The organism is Huaxiibacter chinensis (assembly GCF_022171985.1).
Lineage (GTDB): Bacteria > Pseudomonadota > Gammaproteobacteria > Enterobacterales > Enterobacteriaceae > Enterobacter > Enterobacter chinensis_A.
On record NZ_JAJVHF010000011.1, the window covers coordinates 72,292 to 94,587 of the forward strand.

The 22,296-nt window shown below is 55.8% G+C and carries 21 protein-coding genes; 11 read left to right on the plus strand and 10 right to left on the minus strand.

Going from position 1 to position 22,296, the window contains the following annotated elements; all coding sequences use genetic code 11:
* Nucleotides 1-8: 8 nt before the first annotated feature.
* The 3 genes from LZP96_RS19245 to LZP96_RS19255 are packed head-to-tail and all read left to right on the plus strand — an operon-like array spanning nt 9 to nt 4,257.
* Entirely contained in the window at nt 9-1,454 is a 1,446-nt protein-coding gene (locus LZP96_RS19245; RefSeq protein ID WP_258926268.1) for a PTS fructose-like transporter subunit IIBC, read from the plus strand.
* The gene (locus LZP96_RS19250) at nt 1,444-2,505 is read left to right on the plus strand and encodes an aminopeptidase (RefSeq protein WP_258926269.1); all 1,062 of its coding nucleotides are present in this window, start codon (nt 1,444-1,446) and stop codon (nt 2,503-2,505) included. The genes LZP96_RS19245 and LZP96_RS19250 overlap by 11 nt, the downstream gene beginning before the upstream one ends.
* Before the next feature lie 9 nt (nt 2,506-2,514).
* Nucleotides 2,515-4,257, plus strand: coding sequence for a putative frv operon regulatory protein (locus tag LZP96_RS19255; protein ID WP_064328006.1), 1,743 nt, complete (start codon nt 2,515-2,517; stop codon nt 4,255-4,257).
* Nucleotides 4,258-4,311: 54 nt separating this feature from the next.
* Here the strand turns inward: LZP96_RS19255 and LZP96_RS19260 are convergent, their stop codons facing one another.
* Entirely contained in the window at nt 4,312-4,524 is a 213-nt protein-coding gene (locus LZP96_RS19260; RefSeq protein ID WP_064328007.1) for a YdgH/BhsA/McbA family protein, read from the minus strand.
* A 113-nt stretch (nt 4,525-4,637) separates the two neighbouring features.
* On the minus strand, nt 4,638-5,474 hold the full coding sequence (gene fdhD / locus LZP96_RS19265; RefSeq protein WP_064328008.1) for a formate dehydrogenase accessory sulfurtransferase FdhD: 837 nt from the start codon (nt 5,472-5,474) through the stop codon (nt 4,638-4,640).
* 482 nt (nt 5,475-5,956) lie between these two features.
* On the opposite strand from fdhD, the gene fdnG reads away from it, so the two are divergent.
* From fdnG to fdhE, 4 genes are read left to right on the plus strand one after another with little or no spacing between them, the layout of a single operon-like run.
* Entirely contained in the window at nt 5,957-9,007 is a 3,051-nt protein-coding gene (gene fdnG, locus LZP96_RS19270; protein ID WP_157685369.1) for a formate dehydrogenase-N subunit alpha, read from the plus strand.
* Nucleotides 9,008-9,019: 12 nt separating this feature from the next.
* Nucleotides 9,020-9,922 carry a formate dehydrogenase subunit beta gene (fdxH, locus tag LZP96_RS19275; RefSeq protein ID WP_064328011.1) on the plus strand — a complete coding sequence of 301 codons (903 nt, stop codon included), beginning with the start codon at nt 9,020-9,022 and terminating at the stop codon, nt 9,920-9,922.
* A complete protein-coding gene (gene fdoI / locus LZP96_RS19280; RefSeq protein WP_064328012.1) occupies nt 9,919-10,554 on the plus strand; it encodes a formate dehydrogenase cytochrome b556 subunit in 636 nt (211 codons plus the stop codon). The genes fdxH and fdoI overlap by 4 nt, the downstream gene beginning before the upstream one ends.
* Nucleotides 10,551-11,480 (plus strand): formate dehydrogenase accessory protein FdhE, encoded by a 930-nt coding sequence (fdhE, locus tag LZP96_RS19285; protein ID WP_064328013.1) that lies wholly within the window; start codon nt 10,551-10,553, stop codon nt 11,478-11,480. The genes fdoI and fdhE overlap by 4 nt, the downstream gene beginning before the upstream one ends.
* A 39-nt stretch (nt 11,481-11,519) precedes the next feature.
* On the opposite strand, the gene LZP96_RS19290 is transcribed toward fdhE, so the two are convergent.
* The 8 genes from LZP96_RS19290 to LZP96_RS19325 form a co-directional block, all read right to left on the minus strand.
* Entirely contained in the window at nt 11,520-11,891 is a 372-nt protein-coding gene (locus tag LZP96_RS19290) for a type II toxin-antitoxin system VapC family toxin (protein WP_064328014.1), read from the minus strand.
* Between the two features lie 2 nt (nt 11,892-11,893).
* On the minus strand, nt 11,894-12,136 hold the full coding sequence (locus LZP96_RS19295) for a ribbon-helix-helix protein, CopG family (RefSeq protein ID WP_064328015.1): 243 nt from the start codon (nt 12,134-12,136) through the stop codon (nt 11,894-11,896).
* 115 nt (nt 12,137-12,251) lie between these two features.
* On the minus strand, nt 12,252-13,193 hold the full coding sequence (gene fabY, locus LZP96_RS19300; protein ID WP_064328016.1) for a fatty acid biosynthesis protein FabY: 942 nt from the start codon (nt 13,191-13,193) through the stop codon (nt 12,252-12,254).
* Between the two features lie 44 nt (nt 13,194-13,237).
* Nucleotides 13,238-13,675 carry a D-aminoacyl-tRNA deacylase gene (gene dtd, locus LZP96_RS19305; RefSeq protein WP_064328017.1) on the minus strand — a complete coding sequence of 146 codons (438 nt, stop codon included), beginning with the start codon at nt 13,673-13,675 and terminating at the stop codon, nt 13,238-13,240.
* Nucleotides 13,672-14,544 (minus strand): virulence factor BrkB family protein, encoded by an 873-nt coding sequence (locus LZP96_RS19310; protein ID WP_064328018.1) that lies wholly within the window; start codon nt 14,542-14,544, stop codon nt 13,672-13,674. The genes dtd and LZP96_RS19310 overlap by 4 nt, the downstream gene beginning before the upstream one ends.
* Nucleotides 14,538-15,137, minus strand: coding sequence for a glucose-1-phosphatase (gene yihX, locus LZP96_RS19315; RefSeq protein WP_064328019.1), 600 nt, complete (start codon nt 15,135-15,137; stop codon nt 14,538-14,540). Before yihX ends, LZP96_RS19310 begins: the two co-directional genes overlap by 7 nt.
* Before the next feature lie 132 nt (nt 15,138-15,269).
* Nucleotides 15,270-16,070, minus strand: a complete 801-nt coding sequence (locus LZP96_RS19320; protein WP_064328020.1) for a DeoR/GlpR family DNA-binding transcription regulator — start codon at nt 16,068-16,070, stop codon at nt 15,270-15,272.
* A 34-nt stretch (nt 16,071-16,104) separates the two neighbouring features.
* The gene (locus LZP96_RS19325) at nt 16,105-17,001 is read right to left on the minus strand and encodes a sugar kinase (RefSeq protein WP_064328021.1); all 897 of its coding nucleotides are present in this window, start codon (nt 16,999-17,001) and stop codon (nt 16,105-16,107) included.
* A 168-nt stretch (nt 17,002-17,169) separates the two neighbouring features.
* Here LZP96_RS19325 and yihU point away from each other — a divergent pair, with 168 nt between their 5' ends.
* From yihU to LZP96_RS19345, 4 genes are read left to right on the plus strand one after another with little or no spacing between them, the layout of a single operon-like run.
* Nucleotides 17,170-18,060, plus strand: coding sequence for a sulfolactaldehyde 3-reductase (gene yihU / locus LZP96_RS19330; protein ID WP_064328022.1), 891 nt, complete (start codon nt 17,170-17,172; stop codon nt 18,058-18,060).
* A gap of 19 nt (nt 18,061-18,079) precedes the next feature.
* Nucleotides 18,080-18,955, plus strand: a complete 876-nt coding sequence (yihT, locus tag LZP96_RS19335) for a sulfofructosephosphate aldolase (protein ID WP_064328023.1) — start codon at nt 18,080-18,082, stop codon at nt 18,953-18,955.
* A 14-nt stretch (nt 18,956-18,969) separates the two neighbouring features.
* Nucleotides 18,970-20,211, plus strand: coding sequence for a sulfoquinovose isomerase (gene yihS, locus LZP96_RS19340; protein ID WP_064328024.1), 1,242 nt, complete (start codon nt 18,970-18,972; stop codon nt 20,209-20,211).
* A gap of 27 nt (nt 20,212-20,238) precedes the next feature.
* Entirely contained in the window at nt 20,239-22,263 is a 2,025-nt protein-coding gene (locus LZP96_RS19345; RefSeq protein WP_064328025.1) for an alpha-glucosidase, read from the plus strand.
* Nucleotides 22,264-22,296 lie beyond the last annotated feature (33 nt).

Consider the following 22,296-nt stretch of genomic DNA (forward strand, 5'->3'; position numbering starts at 1 on the left):
AGCGACCTATGGAAAAATGCTTACGGTTGGTGGCAATCACCAACTGCCCCGCCGGGATCGCCCACACCTATATGGTGGCAGAAGCGCTGGAGCGAAAGGCCCGGGATCTCGGTCATACCATACAGGTAGAGACGCAAGGCGCTAGCGGCGTGGAAAATGCACTGAGCGATGAGGCTATTGGTGCGGCGGACTACGTGATCCTGGCGACAGGACGCGGCCTGAGCGCCGATGACCGCGCCCGTTTTGCCGGCAAACGCGTCTATCAAATCCCCGTTTCACGCGCGTTGAAAGAAATTGACGCTATATTTGCGAATTTACCTGCACACTCTACTCTTTTCGCCGCAGAAGCTAACGTGAAATTAGGTAAGCAGGAGGTGCCACAGGGTAGCGTCATGGCCCATCTGATGGCGGGCGTTTCCGCCGCGCTGCCCTTTGTGATTGGCGGCGGTATCCTGGTGGCGATCGCTAATATGCTGGTGCAACTGGGCTTGCCGTACGTCGATATGGCAAAAGGAATGCCGTCGTTAACCTGGGTGGTGGAAAGCATCGGGTATCTGGGCTTTACCTTTATGATCCCGGTGATGGGGGCCTATATTGCCCTGTCGATAGCCGACAAACCTGCGTTCGCCCCCACCTTTCTGGTGTGCTACCTGGCAAATGATAAAGGGTTGCTGGGAACACAATCTGGCGCGGGTTTCCTGGGTGCCGTCGTGCTGGGCCTGACCATGGGTTACTTTGTGCTGTGGTTTCGCAAAGTCCGGCTGGGCAAAGCGCTCCAGCCTTTGCTGGGTTCGATGATGATTCCCTTCGTCACGCTGCTGGTATTTGGTGTGCTGACCTGGTACATCATTGGCCCGCTGATGTCCGATTTGATGAGCGGGCTGTTGCATCTTCTCAACACGATTCCGCCATCCATGAAGCTGGGTGCCGCCTTCCTGGTCGGCGCGATGCTGGCTTTCGACATGGGCGGTCCTGTCAACAAAACCGCGTGGTTCTTCTGTTTTTCTTTGCTGGAAAAGCATATCTACGACTGGTACGCCATTGTGGGTGTGGTAGCGCTGATGCCGCCCGTCGCGGCGGGGATCGCCACCTATATTGCACCTAAGCTGTTTACACCTCAGGAAAAAGCGGCGGCCAGCAGTGCGATTATCGTGGGGGCAACCGTCGCCACCGAACCCGCCATTCCTTATGCCCTTGCGGCTCCTTTACCCATGCTAACCGCGAATACCCTGAGCGGTGGAATCGCGGGCATGTTGACCCTCTCCTTTGGCATCCAGCGTCTTGCCCCGGGGCTTGGCGTCTTTGATCCCCTGATTGGCCTGATGTCACCGATGGGCGCGTTTTATCTGGTGCTGACGATTGGCCTGGCGCTCAACATTTCACTGATTATTTTACTCAAAGGCTGGTGGCTCGCGCGCCAGGCCGCACGACGGGAGACGGCGAATGAACACTGATTTACTGCAGGCACTGTGTGAAGCGGATGCAGTGAGCGGCGATGAACAGGAGGTGCGCGATATTCTGAACGGTACGCTTAAACCTCATGCTGATGATATTTCCTTTGATGGGCTGGGCAGCTTTATCGCCCGTAAAGGCTCACAGGGGCCGAAAGTGGCGCTTATCGGTCATATGGATGAGGTCGGCTTTATGGTCACTCACATTACCGAGCAAGGCTTTATTCGCTTCGACACCATTGGCAGCTGGTGGAGCCAGTCGATGCTCAACCATCGGGTGACGCTTCGCACCCGCAGCGGCCATAAGATCCCCGGCGTCATTGGCTCGGTGGCGCCACATGCGCTAAGTGATAAGCAAAAAAACCAGCCCATCAGCGTCGATGAGATGTTCGTGGATATAGGTGCAAGGAGTCATGAAGAGGCGATCCGGCGCGGCGTAGCGCCCGGTGATTTTATTAGCCCGGCATCGTCTTTTGACCGATGGGGCGAGGATAAAATAGTCGCTAAGTCGCTGGATAATCGTGTGGGTTGTGCCCTGATGGCGGAACTGTTTATGCAGGTCAAAAACCCGCAAATCACGCTTTACGGCGTGGGAAGCGTGGAGGAAGAGGTGGGCTTGCGCGGGGCGCAAACCTCCGCAGGACACATCCTGCCGGATGTCGCGATCGTACTCGATACCGCAGTAGCCGGTGATGTGCCGGGAATCGATGCGGTAAAATATCCGTTGAAGCTCGGTTTTGGGCCCGGTGTGATGCTGTTCGATAAACGCTATTTCCCCAACCAAAAACTGGTGACCGCGTTACAAGAGAGTGCCTCACGGTGTGACGCCGCGCTGCAGTTCAGCATCATGAAGACCGGCGCTACCGATGGCGGGCGTTACAATGTGGTGGGAGGCGGTCGTCCGGTGGTGGCCCTGTGCTTACCCACACGTTATCTGCATGCCAATAACAGTATGATTTCCGTAAAGGATTACGAGGCGGCGTACGCCATGCTTTTTGAGCTTCTCACGTCACTGAATAAGGAGAAGGTCGCAGGCTTTACGCAGTTTTGCTGAGGAAGCAGCATGTTAAATGAGCGCCAGTTTGCCCTGCTCGACGAACTTGAATCACAACCTGTGTCGCTGGGTGTGCTGGCGCAAAAGCGTGCCGTTTCAGCGCGAACCATCCTGCGCGATATCGACTATCTGAATTTTACCCTCGGTGGAAAAGCGCGCATTCATACCGTGGGCAACTCGCTTTATCAGCTGGAAATTGTCGACAGGAAGGGTTATTTCCAGCTTCTTCAGCGTCATGATAATGATGACCGGATGCTGGCGCTGCTCCTGATCCATCCGGTAATTTCCCGTGCGCAGCTCGCTGAAGCCCTTAATCTGCCTGATACCTGGGTGGCTGAACGCTTGCCCCGCCTGAAAAAGCGCTATGCCCGAGTCTTTACGCTGGGCAGCCGCCCGGGTTCGGGCCATTACGTTGTCGTCGATCGCGACAAACGGATTATTTTACTGGCAGAGCTTTTCAGAAAAGATCCCCTCGTGTTTCCACTGGTGGGTATCGCTGCCGGGTCGTTCACCGCCCTTCTTGAAAACTGCCGCCCGCTTACTGCCTGGCCTGATATCACTCCGGATTACCGTGCCAGTATGATTCTGGCAGTCTACGCTCTGCGCCACCAGCTGGTTGCTAAAGGTTTACATCCTGCCGCCGAGGCGCTACAGGCCTGCACGGAACGCGCGGGTCTCTGGATGAGTCAGGCTATGCTGAGCATTCTCGCCGAGCGGCTGGATGATTTGCAGCAGGAAGCCCGACGCATAACGCCAGAATACGTCACCGGTATTCTTGCCAGCCTCACTCACGCCGGTCAGCCGGCAATGGTGGATGCGCAATTGATTAACGATCTTACCGGGCATCTCGTGCGATGCGTCGCGATGCCGAAATGGTTGCCAGAACATCGTCAGGGTTCGATGAATCACCTGAAAGCGGCCTGGCCTGCGGCTTTTGATATGAGCGTGAAATTTATCCATCATTTAAAAGAAAGCAGAGATATTCCGCTTATTGACAGCGATCTCCCGGGACTTTACTTCGCCTGCGCGCTGGAACGTCATCATCATGAATCGGTACCGGTCGTGTTGTTGGCCGACCAAAACGCTATCGCCACGATCAACAAGATGGCGATTGAGCGAGCCGTGTTTAATTGCCGGGTGATCGTTGTCCGCACGCCTGATGAGCTTTGCGCCATCAGACAGGAACTGACGCCGGGGCTGGTAATCAACAATAGCCATTACCCGCTGGATGAGCGACAGGGGTGCGTCCTGACTATTCGTCACATCATCCCTGCCGCCGGTCTTGATCAAATCAAAGATTTTCTGGCCTCCGCGTTTATTCGCCAGCAACCGACGCGTTTTTTCCCGGCGGAAAGCTATTTCCACTATCGCAACGGGCCGAATGAGCGCTGGATGCAGGTCGTCGCGGCGATCACCACACGGCTACGCCAGCAAAATCTGATCACTGAAACAGAAGCACGGCGGATTGAGCAACGCGAGCAGGAGGGGGAAAATTTAATCGTAAACCGCATCGCCATTCCCCATTGCTGGAGTGAGCAGCCGCAGCCGTTTCGTGGATTTTTTGTCACGCTTGAGTCCCCCCTTTCCGTTAACGGTGAAGAGGTGAGACATGTGCTGGTAGCCTGTGCCAGCGCAGAGCATCAACAGGAACTGAAAATTTTTGGCTATCTGGCGAGCGTGCTGAATCGCTATTCGCCGCAGACAATTGAAGCACTCAGGGATCATGACGCATTTATTGCGTTACTGCGCTGAGGGAAAAGCAGACCTGTCCCCGCTCCAGAGAGCAAGGGACAGTGGCAACATAACTTATTTGTTCAGTTCAGCGGTCATGTGAACACGGTTACCCGAAAACGCCTGAGTAATGGTGTAAGAAGACGCGCCAGCCTGCTCTGCCTGAGCGGCGATTTTTGCTTCTGCGCCATCAATAGTTGAGCCAGTTGCGGTCACAGTCTGTGCAGCGAAAGAACCGAAAGAGGTAGCCAGAGCGATTACAGCGACAAAAGTTTTGATGCTTTTCATGAGATAAACCCTTTCATTAAGTTGTTTGGATAAGGCGTTTTGCCTTGATGTGATAATAATAGGCTTCATCACGCACAACTGATAGCGGAAGGATTTGCTCACTTCATTCAAATTTACTGATCAATATTAAAGCGCTGAGGATGGGTATAAATCGTGACCTTTCCGGGCTTACAGAATCCGGCAAGCGTCAGATTACAACGCTGGGCCACTTCGACCGCCAGCGTGGTGGCCGCAGAGACCGCAAACAGAATTTCGACGCCACACATCGCCGCTTTTTGCACCATCTCATAGCTCGCACGGCTGGAAACCAGCGCGGCGCCCTGTCGCCAGCTTTCACTTTCCCCGGCGCGACGTCCCAGCAGCTTATCCAGCGCCACGTGTCGCCCGACATCTTCATGACCGCCCGCAATCTCACCCGACGGTAACACCCAGGCCGCAGCGTGCGTGCAACCGCTAAGATGACCAATCGGCTGAACGTCGTTGAGATGGGTCAGCGCGCGATCGAGATGGCGGAGATTAAAGGTTTGCGTAAACGGCAGCGGAACGATCGGCTTGCCAATATCGTTCAGTTGCTCAACGCCACACACGCCGCAGCCGGTTCGGCCTGCCAGGGCGCGACGCCGCTCTTTCAATCCCATAAAGCGGCGGCTGGAAAGCTCAATCTGCACTTCCAGACCGTTGCAGACTTTCACCACGTCCATCCCGAAGATCTCATTCGGGTGGGCAATGATGCCTTCCGAAAGCGAAAAGCCGATGGCAAAAAGCTCGAGATCCTTCGGCGAGGCCATCATCACCACATGGGATATGCCGTTGTAAACCAGTGCAACGGGCACCTCCTCCGCCAGAAAATCGGGGGTGGCAAGCGTGACAGAAGGGGGTCTGTGAACCCAATGTTCCACAACACCTACAGGTAAGGGTGAAGGCTGGATATCACGATTTTGTTTCGGCACAACGGTATTCCTGAGCAACCACGTGGGTGAGGCCTGCTATTGCAACATAAATGGCATGCCTTGCGCATAGTATGGATCAACTTTTCAGCAACCCTTTCCTGTCAGTGTACCTACTCATTCAGTAGAGGCACAACTGATTCGCAGAAACATCCCTTTAACAGTCAGGGGTATTTTTGTGATTGATGTCACACTTTATAATCATCACAGTGATAATACGTTCACTTTGTTTTAACGCCGTTGGAACAGGCATACCGACATTGTGGTATTCTGCGCCATACCCCTCGCAGAATTGAGGGTATAACTCAAATTTTCGTCTTTACGGTTAAACCTTAACCGTAGAGTAAAACAATAATGACCCAAAATAATTCGCATGGCAGGAAGCCGGCTACGCAGTGAATCCTCGTGGATGAACCTGGGCAGCCCCGTTCCCTGCGGCGCGAGATATCAGGGTGGCAATGTCGAAATGAAACAAGGAGTGACCCATGCAGGTCAGCAGAAGGCAGTTCTTTAAGATCTGCGCTGGCGGTATGGCAGGCACGACGGCGGCGGCACTGGGCTTTGCTCCAGGCGTAGCGCTGGCGGAAACGCGGCAGTACAAACTGCTGCGCACCCGCGAAACCCGTAATACCTGCACATATTGCTCCGTCGGCTGTGGGCTATTGATGTATAGCCTGGGCGACGGTGCGAAAAACGCCAAAGCATCCATCTTCCACATCGAAGGGGATCCGGATCATCCGGTCAACCGCGGCGCGCTGTGCCCGAAAGGGGCAGGACTGGTGGACTTTATCCACTCTGAAAGCCGCCTGAAATTCCCGGAATATCGCGCGCCAGGTTCTGATAAGTGGCAGCAAATCAGCTGGGAACAAGCCTTTGACCGCATCGCTAAACTGATTAAAGAAGACCGCGACGCGAACTTTGTGGCCCAAAACGCGGAAGGCGTTACGGTCAACCGCTGGCTCTCCACCGGTATGCTGTGTGCGTCTGCCTCCAGTAACGAAACCGGATATTTAACCCAGAAATTCACGCGCGCACTCGGTATGCTCGCGGTCGACAACCAGGCGCGTGTCTGACACGGACCAACGGTAGCAAGTCTTGCTCCAACATTTGGTCGCGGTGCGATGACCAACCACTGGGTCGACATCAAGAACGCCAACCTTATTGTGGTGATGGGCGGTAACGCCGCTGAAGCGCACCCTGTCGGGTTCCGCTGGGCGATGGAAGCCAAAATCCACAACGGTGCGAAACTGATTGTGATCGATCCCCGCTTTACGCGTACGGCGTCAGTGGCGGATTTCTACACCCCTATTCGTTCAGGTACTGACATCACTTTCCTGTCAGGCGTATTGCTGTACCTGATGACCAATGAAAAATATAACCGTGAATATACTGAGGCTTACACCAACGCCAGCCTGATCGTGCGTGAGGACTACAGCTTTGATGACGGTTTGTTCAGCGGTTATGACGCCGAAAAACGCAAGTATGACAAAACCAGCTGGAACTATGAGCTGGATGAAAAAGGCTTTGCGAAGCGCGATACCACCCTGCAGCACCCACGCTGCGTGTGGAACTTGCTGAAAGAGCACGTTTCCCGCTATACGCCTGATGTTGTCGAAAACATCTGCGGTACGCCGAAGGCTGATTTCCTGAAAGTATGCGAATACATTGCCGAAACCAGCGCGAAAGATAAAACCGCGTCGTTCCTGTACGCGCTCGGCTGGACGCAACACTCCATCGGCGCACAGAACATCCGTACCATGGCGATGGTGCAACTGCTGCTCGGCAACATGGGGATGGCAGGCGGCGGCGTGAACGCCCTGCGCGGTCACTCCAACATTCAGGGTCTGACCGACCTCGGCCTGCTGTCACAAAGCCTGACCGGTTACATGAACCTGCCAAGCGAAAAACAGACCGACCTGCAAACCTACCTCACGGCCAGCACGCCAAAACCGCTGCTCGAAGGCCAGGTTAACTACTGGGGTAACTATCCGAAGTTCTTCGTCTCCATGATGAAAGCCTTCTTCGGTGACAAAGCGACAGCGGAAAACAGCTGGGGCTTTGACTGGTTGCCAAAGTGGGACAAAGGTTATGACGTTCTGCAGTACTTCGAGATGATGCATCAGGGCCAGGTCAACGGCTATATCTGCCAGGGCTTCAACCCCGTCGCGTCGTTCCCGAACAAGAATAAGGTGGTTGAGTCGCTGTCGAAGCTGAAGTTCCTGGTCACGATTGATCCGCTCAACACCGAGACGTCGACCTTCTGGCAGAACCACGGTGAGTCGAATGACGTCGATCCGTCGAAGATTCAGACCGAAGTGTTCCGTCTGCCTTCCACCTGCTTCGCGGAAGAGAACGGCTCTATCGTTAACTCCGGTCGCTGGCTGCAGTGGCACTGGAAAGGTGCGGACGCCCCGGGTATCGCCATGAATGACGGCGAGATCCTGGCCGGTATTTTCTTACGCCTGCGTAAGATGTATGCGACAGAAGGCGGCGCGAACCCGGAACCGGTGTTGAACATGACCTGGAACTACTCGACGCCGGAAAACCCTGCGCCGGAAGAAGTGGCGATGGAGAGCAACGGTAAAGCGCTGGCGGATGTCATTGACCCGGCCACCGGTGTGGTACTGGCGAAGAAAGGCGATCAGCTGAGCACCTTCGCGCACCTGCGTGATGACGGCACGACCTCCAGCGGCTGCTGGATCTTTGCCGGTAGCTGGACGCCGAAAGGCAACCAGATGGCCAACCGCGATAACGCCGACCCGTCAGGCCTTGGCAATACGCTGGGCTGGGCCTGGTCATGGCCGCTGAACCGCCGCATTCTTTATAACCGTGCTTCCGCTGACCCGCAGGGTAATCCGTGGGATCCGAAGCGTCAGCTCCTTAAGTGGGACGGCGCGAAATGGGGCGGCGTGGATATTCCGGACTACAGCACTGCTCCTCCGGGCAGCGATGTCGGGCCGTTTATCATGCAGCCTGAAGGGATGGGCCGCCTGTTTGCTATCGATAAGATGGCGGAAGGTCCGTTCCCGGAACACTACGAGCCGTTTGAGACGCCGCTGGGCACTAACCCGCTACACCCGAACGTGGTCTCTAACCCCGCCGCCCGTATCTTCAAAGGCGATTTCGAGGCGCTGGGTAAAAAAGACAAGTTCCCGTATGTGGGTACCACGTACCGTCTGACCGAGCATTTCCACTACTGGACCAAGCACGCGCTGCTTAACGCTATTGCGCAGCCGGAACAGTTTGTGGAGATCGGCGAAAAGCTGGCGAACAAGCTCGGCATTGCCCATGGCGATACCGTGAAGGTCTCCTCTAACCGCGGCTATATCAAGGCCAAGGCGGTGGTGACCAAGCGTATTCGCACGCTGAACGTTCACGGCCAGCAGGTGGATACCATCGGCATCCCGATTCACTGGGGTTACGAGGGCGTGGCGAAGAAAGGGTTTATTGCAAACACCCTGACGCCGTTCGTCGGTGATGCGAACACGCAGACGCCGGAATTTAAGGCCTTCCTTGTGAACGTGGAAAAGGTATAGCGGAGACGAATTATGGCTTATCAATCGCAAGATATTATCCGTCGTTCCGCGACTAACAGTTTCACCCCCGCGCCTCAGGCGCGGGACCACCAGCAGGAAGTGGCGAAGCTTATCGACGTGACTACCTGTATCGGCTGTAAAGCCTGTCAGGTGGCCTGCTCGGAGTGGAACGACCTGCGTGACGAAGTCGGTCACAACGTCGGGGTGTACGATAACCCCGCCGATTTGACCGCCAAGTCCTGGACGGTGATGCGTTTCTCGGAAGTGGAACAAAACGACAAACTGGAATGGCTGATCCGCAAAGATGGCTGTATGCACTGTGCGGACCCGGGCTGCCTGAAGGCGTGTCCGTCAGAAGGCGCTATCATTCAGTATGCCAACGGCATCGTCGACTTCCAGTCTGAACAGTGTATTGGCTGCGGCTACTGCATTGCGGGCTGTCCATTCGACGTACCGCGCCTGAACCCGGAAGATAACCGCGTCTACAAATGTACGCTGTGCGTCGACCGTGTGACCGTGGGCCAGGAACCTGCCTGCGTGAAAACATGCCCAACCGGCGCCATCCATTTTGGCTCCAAAGAGGACATGAAAACGCTGGCAGCAGAGCGCGTGGGCGAGCTGAAAACCCGTGGTTACGATAATGCGGGCCTGTACGATCCGTCTGGCGTTGGCGGTACGCACGTGATGTACGTGCTGCACCATGCCGACAAGCCGAATCTGTATCACGGCCTGCCGGAGAACCCGGAAATCAGCGCGACCGTGAAGTTCTGGAAAGGCATCTGGAAACCGCTGGCAGCGGTCGGGTTTGCGGCTACCTTCGCCGCCAGCATCTTCCACTACGTCGGTGTCGGTCCGAACCGTGCGGAAGAGGAAGACGATAACCTGCATGAAGAGAAAGACGAGGTGCGCAAATGAAACGACGTGACACCATCGTGCGCTACACCGCGCCGGAACGTATCAACCACTGGGTCACCGCCTTCTGCTTCATGCTGGCGGCGATAAGCGGGCTGGGGTTCTTCTTCCCCTCCTTTAACTGGCTGATGCAGATCATGGGGACACCACAGCTGGCGCGAATTCTGCACCCGTTTGTCGGCGTCATTATGTTTGCCTCGTTTATCATCATGTTTTTCCGTTACTGGCACCATAATCTAATCAATCGGGATGATATCTTTTGGGCGAAGAATATTCGTAAGATCATCGTCAACGAGGAAGTGGGTGATACCGGGCGTTATAACTTCGGTCAGAAATGCGTATTCTGGGCGGCGATTATCTTCCTGGTCCTGTTGCTGGTGAGCGGCGTGATCATCTGGCGTCCGTACTTTGCGCCTGCTTTCTCAATCCCGGTGATCCGATTTGCGCTGATGCTGCATTCATTTGCCGCAGTGGCGTTAATTGTGGTTATCATGGTGCATATCTACGCCGCCCTTTGGGTGAAAGGCACTATTACCGCGATGGTGGAGGGATGGGTGACCAAAACGTGGGCGAAGAAACATCACCCGCGCTGGTACCGTGAAGTCCGCAAGACAACGGAAAAGAAAACTGAATGAGTATTCGCATAATCCCGCAAGATGAGCTGGGGTCGAGCGAGAAACGCACGGCGGAATATATTCCGCCGCTGTTATTCCCCAGACTCAAGAACCTGTATAACCGCCGCGCAGAGCGTCTGCGCGAGCTGGCTGAGAACAACCCGCTTGGCGATTTTCTACGTTTCGCCGCGCTGATTGCCCATGCGCAGGAAGTGGTGCTGTATGACCACCCGCTGCAAATCGACCTGACGGCGCGCATCAAAGAAGCGAACGAGCAGGGCAAGCCGCCGCTGGATATCCACGTTCTGCCGCGTGACAAGCACTGGCATAAGCTGCTGCATTCGCTGATTGCCGAGCTGAAACCGGAGATGAGCGGCCCTGCGCTGGCGGTCATTGAGAATCTGGAAAAAGCGTCTGAGCTGGAGCTGGAAGAGATGGCGAACGCGCTGTTCGCCGCCGACTTCGCCCTGGTGAGCAGCGATAAAGCGCCGTTTATCTGGGCCGCCCTGTCGCTTTACTGGGCGCAGATGGCGAGTCTGATCCCCGGTAAAGCCCGCGCCGAGTACGGCGAAGCGCGCCAGTTCTGCCCGGTTTGTGGCTCAATGCCGGTGACCAGCATGGTACAGATCGGCACCACGCAAGGGCTGCGTTACCTGCACTGCAACCTGTGTGAAACAGAGTGGCACGTGGTGCGCATCAAATGCAGCAACTGCGAGCAGACCCGTGACCTGAACTACTGGTCGCTGGAAAACGAAAACGCGGCAGTAAAAGCGGAAAGCTGCGGTGACTGCGGGACCTACCTGAAGATTTTGTATCAGGAAAAGGACCCGAAAGTGGAAGCCGTCGCTGACGATCTCGCCACGCTGGTGCTGGACGCGCATATGGAACAAGAGGGCTTTGCCCGCAGTTCTATTAACCCGTTCCTGTTCCCGGGTGAAGGGGAGTAGTCTGCTGTGATAATGCCGGGCGGCGCAAGCTTGCCCGGCCTACAGTTGATAAGGCGAAAACACGCCGTCAATGCCTGCGAAATCCTTGGTATTGCGTGAAATGAGCGCGCAATGTTTGATTTGAGCAGTGGCCAGTATAATGGCATCCGGCAGTTTCATACCGTGCTGAACGCGAAGTAAAACACTCCTCTGTGCGATCTCTCGTGACACATCGATAATCTCAAACGCTCCCATCACCGCCGCTGTTTTAGCTTCTTGACCATATTTGCGAGCGCCTACCATCACTTCCATCCAGGTGATTAAGCTAATCGCACAGTGCGAAGCGGTGTTATCTAATGCGTCCGCAGCCTCATGGCGATTATTGAAAAGATCGATCAGGATGTTGGTATCAAACACTGCCATGTGCTGCATGACTACCACTCCTCTCGCATCTTGCGTTCATACTCAAGCCCATCTTCTTGCTGGTCGCTCCACAGACCCAGAGCCTTGCGAATAACCGATGAGTTTTGTTGGTCGAGGTATAACTCTATTGCTTCTCGCAGCAATTCAGCGCGGGGCTGATTGCGCAATTGTTTGAGGTTATCCAGCCGCTGGATAACATCGTCAGACAAATCAATCAGTATTCTGCCCATATCACGTTCCGCCATGAGACTCATATATCACTCCAGTATATCATCCATGGTTAAATTTCAGGCAAAATACTCCTTTTAAAGGTGAGGTTAAAGCGACTTCTTTATACAGTTCACATTTTTGCGAGCCGCTTTCCAGAAGCTACTCCTCCTCGTTACCCCCCTCTTCATACGCGCCATAGGGCTTCGCAGGTAAAACAATATAGGTGCCTTCAAATACCGCGCCCGGGGTTTCATCGCCAAACAGCTCAACCTGCATCTGCACGCGCGCTTTGCGGCCGCGCGCCAGGCGGTCGAGATCGCCGCCCAGTGCGCCAAGATCGGCCACCGCGCTCGGCTTGCCGCTGATCGGCGCGCTGTAGCGAATGTGGGCATCGGCCAGAATAATGGTGCCGCCGAGATGGCGTTCACGCAGCATCAGCCAGATAAGCCCCCAGCCGGTTAGCGTTGCAAGGGAAAAGAGGCTGCCGGCAAACAGGGTATGGTGCGGGTTTTGATTGCCCACTTCCGGCATGGTGGTGATAAATTTCTGTCCGGTGTATTGCAGGATACGCACACCCATTTTTTCACTGAGCGGGATGTGCTGATACCACGCTTGTTGCAGTTGCCCGCACCAGTCGCCGCGATGGAGGATATCGTCGAGCGAGGCGATGGGTTTGATCATCAAAAAGTGGCGGATCGGCGTGGTTTGCGGCGCGGTGATTTCACCTTCGTTCACAAATCCAAGCTTCGAGAAAAATTCCACGGCGTCTTCGCGGGCGCTACAGGTGACGCGTTTGACCCCTTCCTGACGGGCGACGGATTCGAGCGTCATCGCCATCAGCGTTCCCAGCCCTTTATCCTGCACGCTGGGGTGAACCGCCATAAAGCGGATCGAGGCTTCATAATCGGCATTGATATATAACCGCCCGACGGCGACCAGATTACCCTCTTCATCCACCACCATCTGATGATGGGCCATTGCGTCCCAGGCGTCGCGTTCAGATCCTTTCGGCTGATGTAATGGCTTACGCAGCATCTCCCAGCGGAACTGGTAATAGGCTTCTAACTCTTCTTCCGTTTGCGGTACTCGAAGGTGATACATAGCTGTACTCTCTCTTGTTACCCGCGGCCTTGCCGCCAGTTGGCTCATACCTGGAGCCAGAATGTGACGGGGCCATCGTTCACCAGCGACACCTGCATATCCGCAGCGAATCGTCCGGTTTGTGTAGGCGTATTCTGTTGACGACAGCGCTCAACAAAGTATTCGTAGAGGGCTTCTGCACGTTCGGGTTCAGCGCCTCTGGAAAAGCCAGGACGCATTCCGCGCCCGGTATCTGCAGCGAGGGTAAACTGGGACACCACCAGCACACTGCCCCCGGCCTGCTGGACGTTGAGATTCATCTTTCCGTCAGCATCGCTGAAGATACGATAGCCCAGCACGCGCTCACATAAGCGGTTGGCTTTCTGTTCGTCATCTTCCTTTTCGACACCTAATAGCACCAAAAGTCCTGGGCCAATTTCACCCGTCACCTCATCCTCCACGGTGACGCTGGCACGGGTTACGCGTTGAATCAATGCAATCATGGTTGGTCTGCTTCTTCTTGTTCTGCGGCTTCTTTGAGTTTGCGGTACTCCCCGAGAGTGACAGTTATTTCTGCCCCAAGCAAGACGATGCACCAGGTCCAGTAGACCCAGACGAACAGAATCGGCACGACGGCAAGTACGCCATAGATCAGCTGATAAGAAGGGAACATGGTGATATAGAGGGCGAACCCTTTTTTACCCAGTTCAAATAAAATGGCGGCCACCAGCGCGCCCGTCATGGCATCCCGATTAGGCACGCGAGTGGTGGGCACCACGCTGTACAGCAGCCAGAACGAGAGCCACGACAAAATGAGCGGAAAGAGCCTCAGCACGTTATCAATCACCGTGTTGAGTTCGCTGGCCCAACGCAGGGAAAGCAAATAGGAGCTGATAGCAAGACTGGCCCCGGCAAGCAGTGGCCCGAGCGTGAGAATCATCCAGTAGACGGCAAAGGAGTATACTTTTGGTCGCACTTTTTTGCTGCGCCAGATGGTGTTCAGCGCGCTATCGATGGCATACATCAACAGCAGCGCGGTCACGATAAGCCCGCACGCGCCCACCGCGGTCATCTTGCTGGAGTTCGCGACAAACTGTTCGATATAGCGCTGGATGACATCCCCTGTCGCCGGCATAAAGTTCGCAAAAACAAAATGCCGCAGCTGTACGCTGACTTCTGAAAACATCGGAAATGCGGCGAACAGCGCAAAAATGACCGCCACCAGCGGCACTAATGAGAGCAACGACACGTAAGCGAGATTCCCCGCCAGCGTGGTCATGTTGTCCTCATCAATGCGTTGCCAGAGCAGTTTTATCCAGGCCCTGAACGGGCGAGAATGATGTGACGCTTTTTGATGAACGTTTTTTAACATACCTGCTTCGCAAAATAGTTCGGTATCGTCTCTTTTCCGGTCACCAGAATGGAGGTGATACCCAACTGGTTAGCGCCCTCTATATTATCGGCATTGTCGTCGAAAAAGACCGCATCCGAGGCGGTAAAACCTTCGGCACGCAGAAGTTCCTGGTAAATTCGCGCTTCGGGTTTGCGCATCCCCATCTCCTGGGAGAGGTAAATTTTATCCGCTGCGGCACGGATTTCCGGGTATTCATCCGGCCAGAAGGTGGTATGAAGTCGGTTGGTGTTGGACAGAACCACCACGCGATGCCCCTGCTCACGCAGTTTATGCATGATGTCGATCACCTCGGGACGCAGACCGACAAACACCGCCTGCCAGCCATGGGAGAACTGTTCATAGCTCAGCGGTAATTCCAGCTCATGGCAGATCGCCTGCGCAAACGCTTCGTCGCTGATTTCACCGCGTTCATGCTGATGGAAGGCGTCACCCATGGTGAAATTTTGTTTAAGCGTCGCCAGCGGGACACGGCCGAAATCGCTCCAGGCCCCCAGCACGCGATTGAAATCGATATCGACGATGACATTTCCTAAGTCAAAGATATAAAGCATGTTTATCCCCTTCGCTCCGTGGAGAAATAACTGTAGCGGGAAAGATAAGCTTTGGCTATGCGCCAGATTCAGCTTAGAGAAAGAGAGCAAAAAACCCGGTGCGGTGTGAACCGGGCCTGTCTGTCGGGGAGATTATCCTGCCTGTTGTTCGTCGCTGGAACTGACTTCCACCAGCTCAACATGGCTGTTTCTGAGAAGGGTTTGCAAGGCGGTGCCGGGAAGTTCATCGGTAAACAAGGCGGTCGCCTGGGAAACGTTGCCAATCTCGACGGCGGCGGACGCATGATATTTTGTATGATCGGCCGCCAGTAATATATGCCGGGCGTGGGCCATCATCGTTTTTACGACGCTGGCTTCATTCACGTCAAACTCCATCATTGCACCGTCGGGTTCAATGGCCCCGACGCTGGTCACCAGATAATCGGCCCGAAAACCGGAAACAAAAGCCGTGGCGGCAGGGCCAATAATGCCGCCGTTATGCGCCCGCAGCGTGCCGCCCGGCACCATCACTTCAAATCGCGGATTTTTATAGAGAATATGCGCCACCCGCAAACTGTTGGTGATAATGCGCAGATGGTTATGGTTCAGCAGGGCCCGCGCCACGTGTTCTACCGTGGTGCCAATGGTGATGAAAATCGTTGAACCGTCGGGGATGTAATCCGCAATGGCTTCGGCGATCGCCCGTTTCTCCTCGGTCAGAGAGACTTCACGCTGTTCAAACGCCGTATTCACCACGCTGGACGCACGACCCGCGCCGCCGTGATGGCGCGTAATCAATCCCTGCTCGCTGAGCTTGCGAATATCACGCCGCACCGTTTGCGTTGAGACATCCAGCAGTTGCGCCAGTTCATCAATGTTCATGTAGCCACGATCGGCGATCAACGTGAGCAGTTGATCGTGCCGTGGATTACCGGTCATTTCGGTAAGGCTCATGGGCTGTCCTCTGAAAACCATCACGCCCCGCATTTTATACAAAAAGTGACAAAAAAGAGCGGGTTTGATCACAGTCGGGGATTCCCGCCCGTCCGCCGGGGCGGGTGCATTTCAACGCCGCGACGGCGCTGGCGAAGCGAACCGCCTCACGCACGGGCTGATTCTGCGCCAGTCCTGCCGCCAGTACGCCGTGAAAAACATCACCCGCTCCGGTGGTGTCCACCACATCGATTGCAAATGCAGGCTGATGACACAGTGCACCTTTTTCCAGCCAGTAACAGCCCTCTTTGCCTTGCGTAACGTAGACGTGTCCATTTGTGATCGTTTGTGCTTTTTTCAGCGCGCTTTCGGCCTCGGCGATCTGCGTCAGACGCTGCAGGCCCGGGGCGGAAAAGGCGGCGTGATCGCTTAAGGCAACCAGATCGGTTATCGCCTGCGGGGTGATATCCGCATCCAGAACCGTCGTCACCCCTTGCTGACGAGCCAGGGTGAATGCCTGTTTTGCCCCGTCATGCCAGCGTACGTCCGCCAGCACCACATCCCACTGCGAAAAGTCGATATCCTGCAGCCAGTTCGCTTCTTCAGGAAGGTCCGGGCTGGGGTAATTGGCGATGATCCGTTCGCCACTGGCATCGACCAGCACCGCCGATTGCGAGGAGCGTGCCCCCTTAAAGACCCGGGTAAAGCGCGTGTTTACTCCCAGGGACTCCAGCTCCGCGAGGAGCCGGTGGCCCGTATCGTCATCGCCCACGCGCCCAATAAAGTCCACGTCGGACCCCAGTTTCGCCGCAGCCACCGCCGCAGTGGCCGCCGGGCCGCCGCCCACCTCCGTGTAATTGTTTGCCACATATTTGCCTCCCTCTTTCGGTAAATCAGCGAGATACCAGATGCGATCCAGCACGGTGATGCCAACACAAGCGATTCGAGCCATGGTGATTCCTTCCCTCAAATGAATGTGACCATTTTAATTTCATCAAATGTTTAAAAAGTGACCCATGTCTATTTTTTGACTATAAATTACAAATACGATCAAAAACAGACACCACAAACGCTCACGAATAGACAAACTGTGACAATAACGCATTTGCAGGAGAGAGGCATGTCAGACATTGCATTTATTGGTCTGGGACAAATGGGCGCGCCAATGGCGAGCAATTTGCTCAAACAAGGTCATTCGCTTCACGTTTACGACGTTAATCCGCAGGCGGTTCAGGCGCTGGTCGAAAAAGGGGCAACGTCTGCCGCGACGCCTGCCGATGCCGCCAGAGATGCGGAATTTATCATCACAATGCTGCCAAACGGCGATCTGGTGCGTGCCGTGTTGTTCGGCGAGAACGGCGTGTGCGACGGCTTATCCCGCGACGCGCTGGTCATTGATATGTCGACCATTCACCCGCTGCAAACCGACAAGCTCATCGCTGAGATGGCCGATCGCGGCTTTAGCATGATGGACGCGCCGGTTGGCCGGACATCCGATCACGCTATCGCCGGCACGCTGCTCCTGCTGGCTGGCGGTACGTCGCAGCAGGTTAAACGCGCCACTCCGGTGCTGATGGCGATGGGGAACGAGTTAATTGAGGCAGGCGGCCCGGGAATGGGCATCCGCGTGAAGCTTATCAATAACTACATGAGTATTGCCCTGAACGCATTATCCGCGGAGGCCGCCGTGCTGTGTGAAGCGCTGGGACTCTCTTTCGACGTGGCGCTTAAGGTCATGAGCGGCACGCCGGCGGGCAAAGGGCATTTCACCACCTCGTGGCCCAACAAAGTGCTGAAAGGGGATCTTTCTCCGGCGTTCATGATCGACCTTGCGCATAAGGATCTGGGCATTGCGCTGGACGTGGCTAATCAGCTGCACGTTCCCATGCCGCTCGGCGCAGCCTCTCGTGAAGTTTATAACCAGGCGCGTGCCGCCGGGCGCGGTCGCGAAGACTGGACCGCCATTCTTGAACAGGTTCGCGCATCCGCCGGGCTGAACAACCAACACTGATGAAGAAAAGGACTATTGCATGACGACGTACACCCTGAAAGATATCACCCGACCTTCCGGCGGTTTTTCCATGCTGGCGGTCGACCAGCGTGAAGCGATGCGCCTGATGTTTGCCGCTGCGGGTGTGCCTGCGCCGGTGACCGATGGGCAGTTAACCGATTTCAAAGTCAATGCGGCTAAGATCCTCTCACCCTATGCCTCTGCGATTCTGGTCGATCAGCAATTCTGCTACCGCCAGGTGGTGGAGCAAAACGCGATAGCGGAAAGCTGCGCCATGATTGTCGCCGCGGACGCGTTTATTCCGGGCAATGGCATCCCGGTCGACAGCGTTGTGATTGATAAAAATGTCGATGCACAGGCGGTGAAACGCGACGGCGGCAAAGCGCTCAAGCTGCTGGTGCTGTGGCGTAGCGACGAAGATCCCGCGCAACGCCTGGAGATGGTGCGCAACTTTAACCAGCTTTGCCATGCGAATGGCTTGCTCAGCATTATTGAGCCAGTGGTACGCCCGCCGCGTCGGGGAGATGTGTTTGACCGCGAGCAGGCCATTATCGAGGCGGCAAAAGAGCTGGGTGACAGCGGCGCGGATCTCTACAAAGTTGAAATGCCGCTTTACGGCAAAGGCACACAGCAAGACCTGCTGAACGCTTCGCAGACGCTGAATGAGCAGATCAACATGCCGTGGGTGATTCTCTCCTCCGGTGTCGATGAGAAGCTTTTCCCGCGTGCGGTCAGCGTGGCGATGCAGGCAGGCGCTTCTGGCTTCCTCGCCGGGCGCGCCGTGTGGTCTTCCGTGGTGGGCCTGCCGGATACCGAACTGATGCTGCGCGATATTTCTGTGCCGAAATTGCAGCGATTGGGTGAGATCGTCGACGAAATGATGGCTCGCCGCTAAAGAAGGACAAGACTATGAAATGGTTTAACACCCTGAGCCACAACCGCTGGCTCGAACAAGAGACCGACCGCATTCTGGATTTTGGTAAAAACGCCGCCGTGCCGACCGGCTTTGGCTGGCTGGGCAATAACGGCCAGGTGCGAAGCGATATGGGCACGCATCTGTGGATCACCGCCCGCATGCTGCACGTCTACGCGGTAGCCGCCGGAATGGGTCGCCCCGGCGCCTATGCGCTGGTCGATCATGGGATTAAAACCCTGAACGGCGCGCTGCGCGATCCGCAGTACGGCGGCTGGTACGCCTGCGTCAATGATGAAGGCGTGGTCGATGCTTCTAAACAGGGTTACCAGCATTTCTTCGTCCTGCTGGGTGCCGCCAGTGCGGTCACCACCGGTCATCCTGACGCCCGCCCGCTGCTCGATGAGGCCATCGCCGTTATCGAGAAATATTTCTGGAGTGAACAGGAACAAATGTGCCTGGAATCCTGGGACGAAGCCTTCAGTAAAACCGAGAATTACCGCGGGGGCAATGCCAATATGCACGCGGTCGAAGCGTTCCTGATCGTCTATGACGTGACGCACGATCGTAAATGGCTCGATCGCGCCCTGCGCATTGCGTCGGTGATTATTCACGATGTCGCCCGCAAGGGGGAGTACCGCGTGAATGAGCATTTCGACACTCACTGGAACCCCATCCGCGATTACAACAAAGACAACCCTGCGCACCGTTTCCGTGCCTACGGCGGGACGCCGGGCCACTGGATCGAGTGGGGCCGTCTGATGCTGCATCTGCGCGCCGCGCTGGAAGCCCGTTTTGAAACGCCCCCTGCATGGCTGCTGGAAGATGCGAAAGGGTTGTTCCACGCCACGATCCGTGACGCCTGGGCACCGGACGGCGCGGACGGGTTTGTCTATTCCGTCGACTGGGACGGTAAACCAATTGTGCGTGAACGTGTGCGCTGGCCGATTGTTGAGGCTATGGGCACGGCCTATGCGCTCTACACCGTTACCGGCGATCCGCAGTACGAGGCCTGGTATCAGAAATGGTGGGATTACTGCATTAAATATCTGATGGATTACGAAAACGGATCATGGTGGCAGGAACTGGATATTCATAACGAGGTGACGACCAAAGTCTGGGATGGCAAACAGGATATCTACCATCTTCTGCACTGTCTGGTGATCCCTCGCCTGCCGCTCGCACCAGGGCTGGCGCCTGCGGTCGCCGCCGGGCTACTCGACAGCCAGGCCAAATAACATTACTCCCGAAACGATGGAGATCTTATGACTACCCTACATGATGTAAACCTGACCACGCTCGACAATGGCTTTACGTTACGCTGGCAAAACCGGCTGATTTTGGCCCATACCGATGACGCGCCCTGCCTGTGGATCGGCACCGGCGTGGCGGATATTGAGATGTTTCGCGGCAACTTCAGCATCAAGGATAAGCTGAACGAAAAAATCGCGCTGACCGAGGCGACCGTCACCCACCAGCAAAACGGCTGGGCGATTCGCTTTACCCGTGGCGATACGGTGAGTGCCACGCTGCTTGTCGGGGCAGACGATCGGGGCCGGCTTGAAATAAAGCTCAAAAACGACGCCGCCAGCCATAACCGCATCTGGCTGCGGCTGGCGGCAGAGCCTGAGGATCATATCTACGGCTGTGGCGAGCAGTTCTCGTATTTCGATTTGCGCGGTAAACCCTTCCCGCTGTGGACCAGTGAACAGGGCGTGGGACGTAACAAACAGACCTATGTCACCTGGCAGGCCGACTGCAAAGAGAATGCGGGCGGCGATTATTACTGGACCTTCTTCCCTCAGCCAACCTTTGTCAGCACGCAGAAGTATTACTGCCACGTTGATAACAGCTGCTATATGAATTTTGACTTCAGCGCCCCGGCGTACCACGAACTGGCCTTCTGGGAAGATAACGCGACGCTGCGCTTCGACTGCGCGGAAACCTATGTCGATCTGCTGGAAAAATTGACCGGGCTGCTGGGCCGTCAGCCTGAACTGCCGGACTGGGTATACGATGGCGTAACGCTGGGGATTCAGGGCGGTACCGACGTGTGTCAGCAAAAGCTGGACACCATGCGCAACGGTGGCGTGAAGGTTAACGGGATTTGGGCACAGGACTGGTCCGGCATCCGCATGACCTCATTCGGCAAGCGCGTGATGTGGAACTGGAAATGGAACAGCGAGCTTTATCCGCAGCTGGATGATCGTATTCCGCAGTGGAAGCGCGAAGGCGTGCAGTATCTTTCCTATATCAACCCGTACGTCGCCAGCGACCGTGACTTGTGCGAAGAGGCGTCTGAACGCGGGTATGTCACCAAAGATGCCGAGGGAAAAGATTATCACGTTGAGTTTGGTGAATTTTATGCAGGCGTCATCGATCTGACCAATCCGGAGGCTTACGCCTGGTACAAAGAGGTCATCAAAAAGAATCTGATCGAACTCGGATGCGGCGGCTGGATGGCCGACTTCGGCGAATATCTGCCGACCGATACCTTCCTGCACAACGGCGTCAGCGCGGAGATTATGCATAACGCCTGGCCTGCGCTGTGGGCAAAATGTAACTACGAAGCGCTGGAAGAGACCGGCAAGCTCGGGGAGGTCCTGTTCTTTATGCGGGCAGGCTATACCGGCAGCCAGAAACACTCCCTGATGATGTGGGCAGGCGATCAGAACGTAGACTGGAGTCTGGACGATGGCCTGGCCTCGGTGATCCCGGCGGCGCTCTCCCTGGCGATGACCGGGCACGGTCTGCACCATAGCGACATTGGCGGTTACACCACGCTCTTTGAGATGAAGCGCAGCAAAGAGTTGCTGTTGCGCTGGTGCGATTTCAGCGCCTTTACCCCCATGATGCGCACCCACGAAGGCAATCGCCCCGGCGATAACTGGCAGTTTGACAGCGATGCTGAAACCATCGCCCATTTCGCCCGTATGACCACCGTCTTCACGACCCTTAAGCCTTACATCAAAGATGCCGTATCCCGGAACGCCCAGTCTGGCCTGCCGGTAATGCGCCCTCTCTTCCTGCATTACGAAGATGACGCCCATACCTACACGCTGAAATATCAGTATCTGTTCGGCCGCGATCTGCTGGTTGCGCCTGTGTATGAAGAGGGCCGCAGCGACTGGACGCTGTACCTGCCGCAGGATAACTGGGTCAATGCCTGGACCGGAGAACGCTATCAGGGTGGCGAAGTGACCGTTGCCGCCCCTCTCGGTCAGCCCCCGGTCTTCTGGCGCGAGCAAAGTGAATGGGCCGAACTGTTTGGCCGCTTACGTCAACTCTGATAAGGCTCGCCCGCAGGGAAACCTGCGGGCAGA

Bases quoted from the DNA above. Each gene is read 5' to 3' on its own strand.
- yihU (WP_064328022.1), top strand. From the start codon at position 17,170: ATGTCAGACATTGCATTTATTGGTCTGGGACAAATGGGCGCGCCAATG.
- LZP96_RS19250 (WP_258926269.1), top strand. From the start codon at position 1,444: ATGAACACTGATTTACTGCAGGCACTGTGTGAAGCGGATGCAGTGAGC.
- yihS (WP_064328024.1), top strand. From the start codon at position 18,970: ATGAAATGGTTTAACACCCTGAGCCACAACCGCTGGCTCGAACAAGAG.
- fdoI (WP_064328012.1), top strand. From the start codon at position 9,919: ATGAAACGACGTGACACCATCGTGCGCTACACCGCGCCGGAACGTATC.
- LZP96_RS19310 (WP_064328018.1), bottom strand. From the start codon at position 14,544: ATGTTAAAAAACGTTCATCAAAAAGCGTCACATCATTCTCGCCCGTTC.
- fabY (WP_064328016.1), bottom strand. From the start codon at position 13,193: ATGTATCACCTTCGAGTACCGCAAACGGAAGAAGAGTTAGAAGCCTAT.
- LZP96_RS19320 (WP_064328020.1), bottom strand. From the start codon at position 16,070: ATGAGCCTTACCGAAATGACCGGTAATCCACGGCACGATCAACTGCTC.
- LZP96_RS19345 (WP_064328025.1), top strand. From the start codon at position 20,239: ATGACTACCCTACATGATGTAAACCTGACCACGCTCGACAATGGCTTT.
- yihX (WP_064328019.1), bottom strand. From the start codon at position 15,137: ATGCTTTATATCTTTGACTTAGGAAATGTCATCGTCGATATCGATTTC.
- LZP96_RS19290 (WP_064328014.1), bottom strand. From the start codon at position 11,891: ATGCAGCACATGGCAGTGTTTGATACCAACATCCTGATCGATCTTTTC.
- LZP96_RS19295 (WP_064328015.1), bottom strand. From the start codon at position 12,136: ATGAGTCTCATGGCGGAACGTGATATGGGCAGAATACTGATTGATTTG.
- LZP96_RS19260 (WP_064328007.1), bottom strand. From the start codon at position 4,524: ATGAAAAGCATCAAAACTTTTGTCGCTGTAATCGCTCTGGCTACCTCT.
- LZP96_RS19255 (WP_064328006.1), top strand. From the start codon at position 2,515: ATGTTAAATGAGCGCCAGTTTGCCCTGCTCGACGAACTTGAATCACAA.
- yihT (WP_064328023.1), top strand. From the start codon at position 18,080: ATGACGACGTACACCCTGAAAGATATCACCCGACCTTCCGGCGGTTTT.
- dtd (WP_064328017.1), bottom strand. From the start codon at position 13,675: ATGATTGCATTGATTCAACGCGTAACCCGTGCCAGCGTCACCGTGGAG.
- fdxH (WP_064328011.1), top strand. From the start codon at position 9,020: ATGGCTTATCAATCGCAAGATATTATCCGTCGTTCCGCGACTAACAGT.
- LZP96_RS19325 (WP_064328021.1), bottom strand. From the start codon at position 17,001: ATGGCTCGAATCGCTTGTGTTGGCATCACCGTGCTGGATCGCATCTGG.
- LZP96_RS19245 (WP_258926268.1), top strand. From the start codon at position 9: ATGGAAAAATGCTTACGGTTGGTGGCAATCACCAACTGCCCCGCCGGG.
- fdhE (WP_064328013.1), top strand. From the start codon at position 10,551: ATGAGTATTCGCATAATCCCGCAAGATGAGCTGGGGTCGAGCGAGAAA.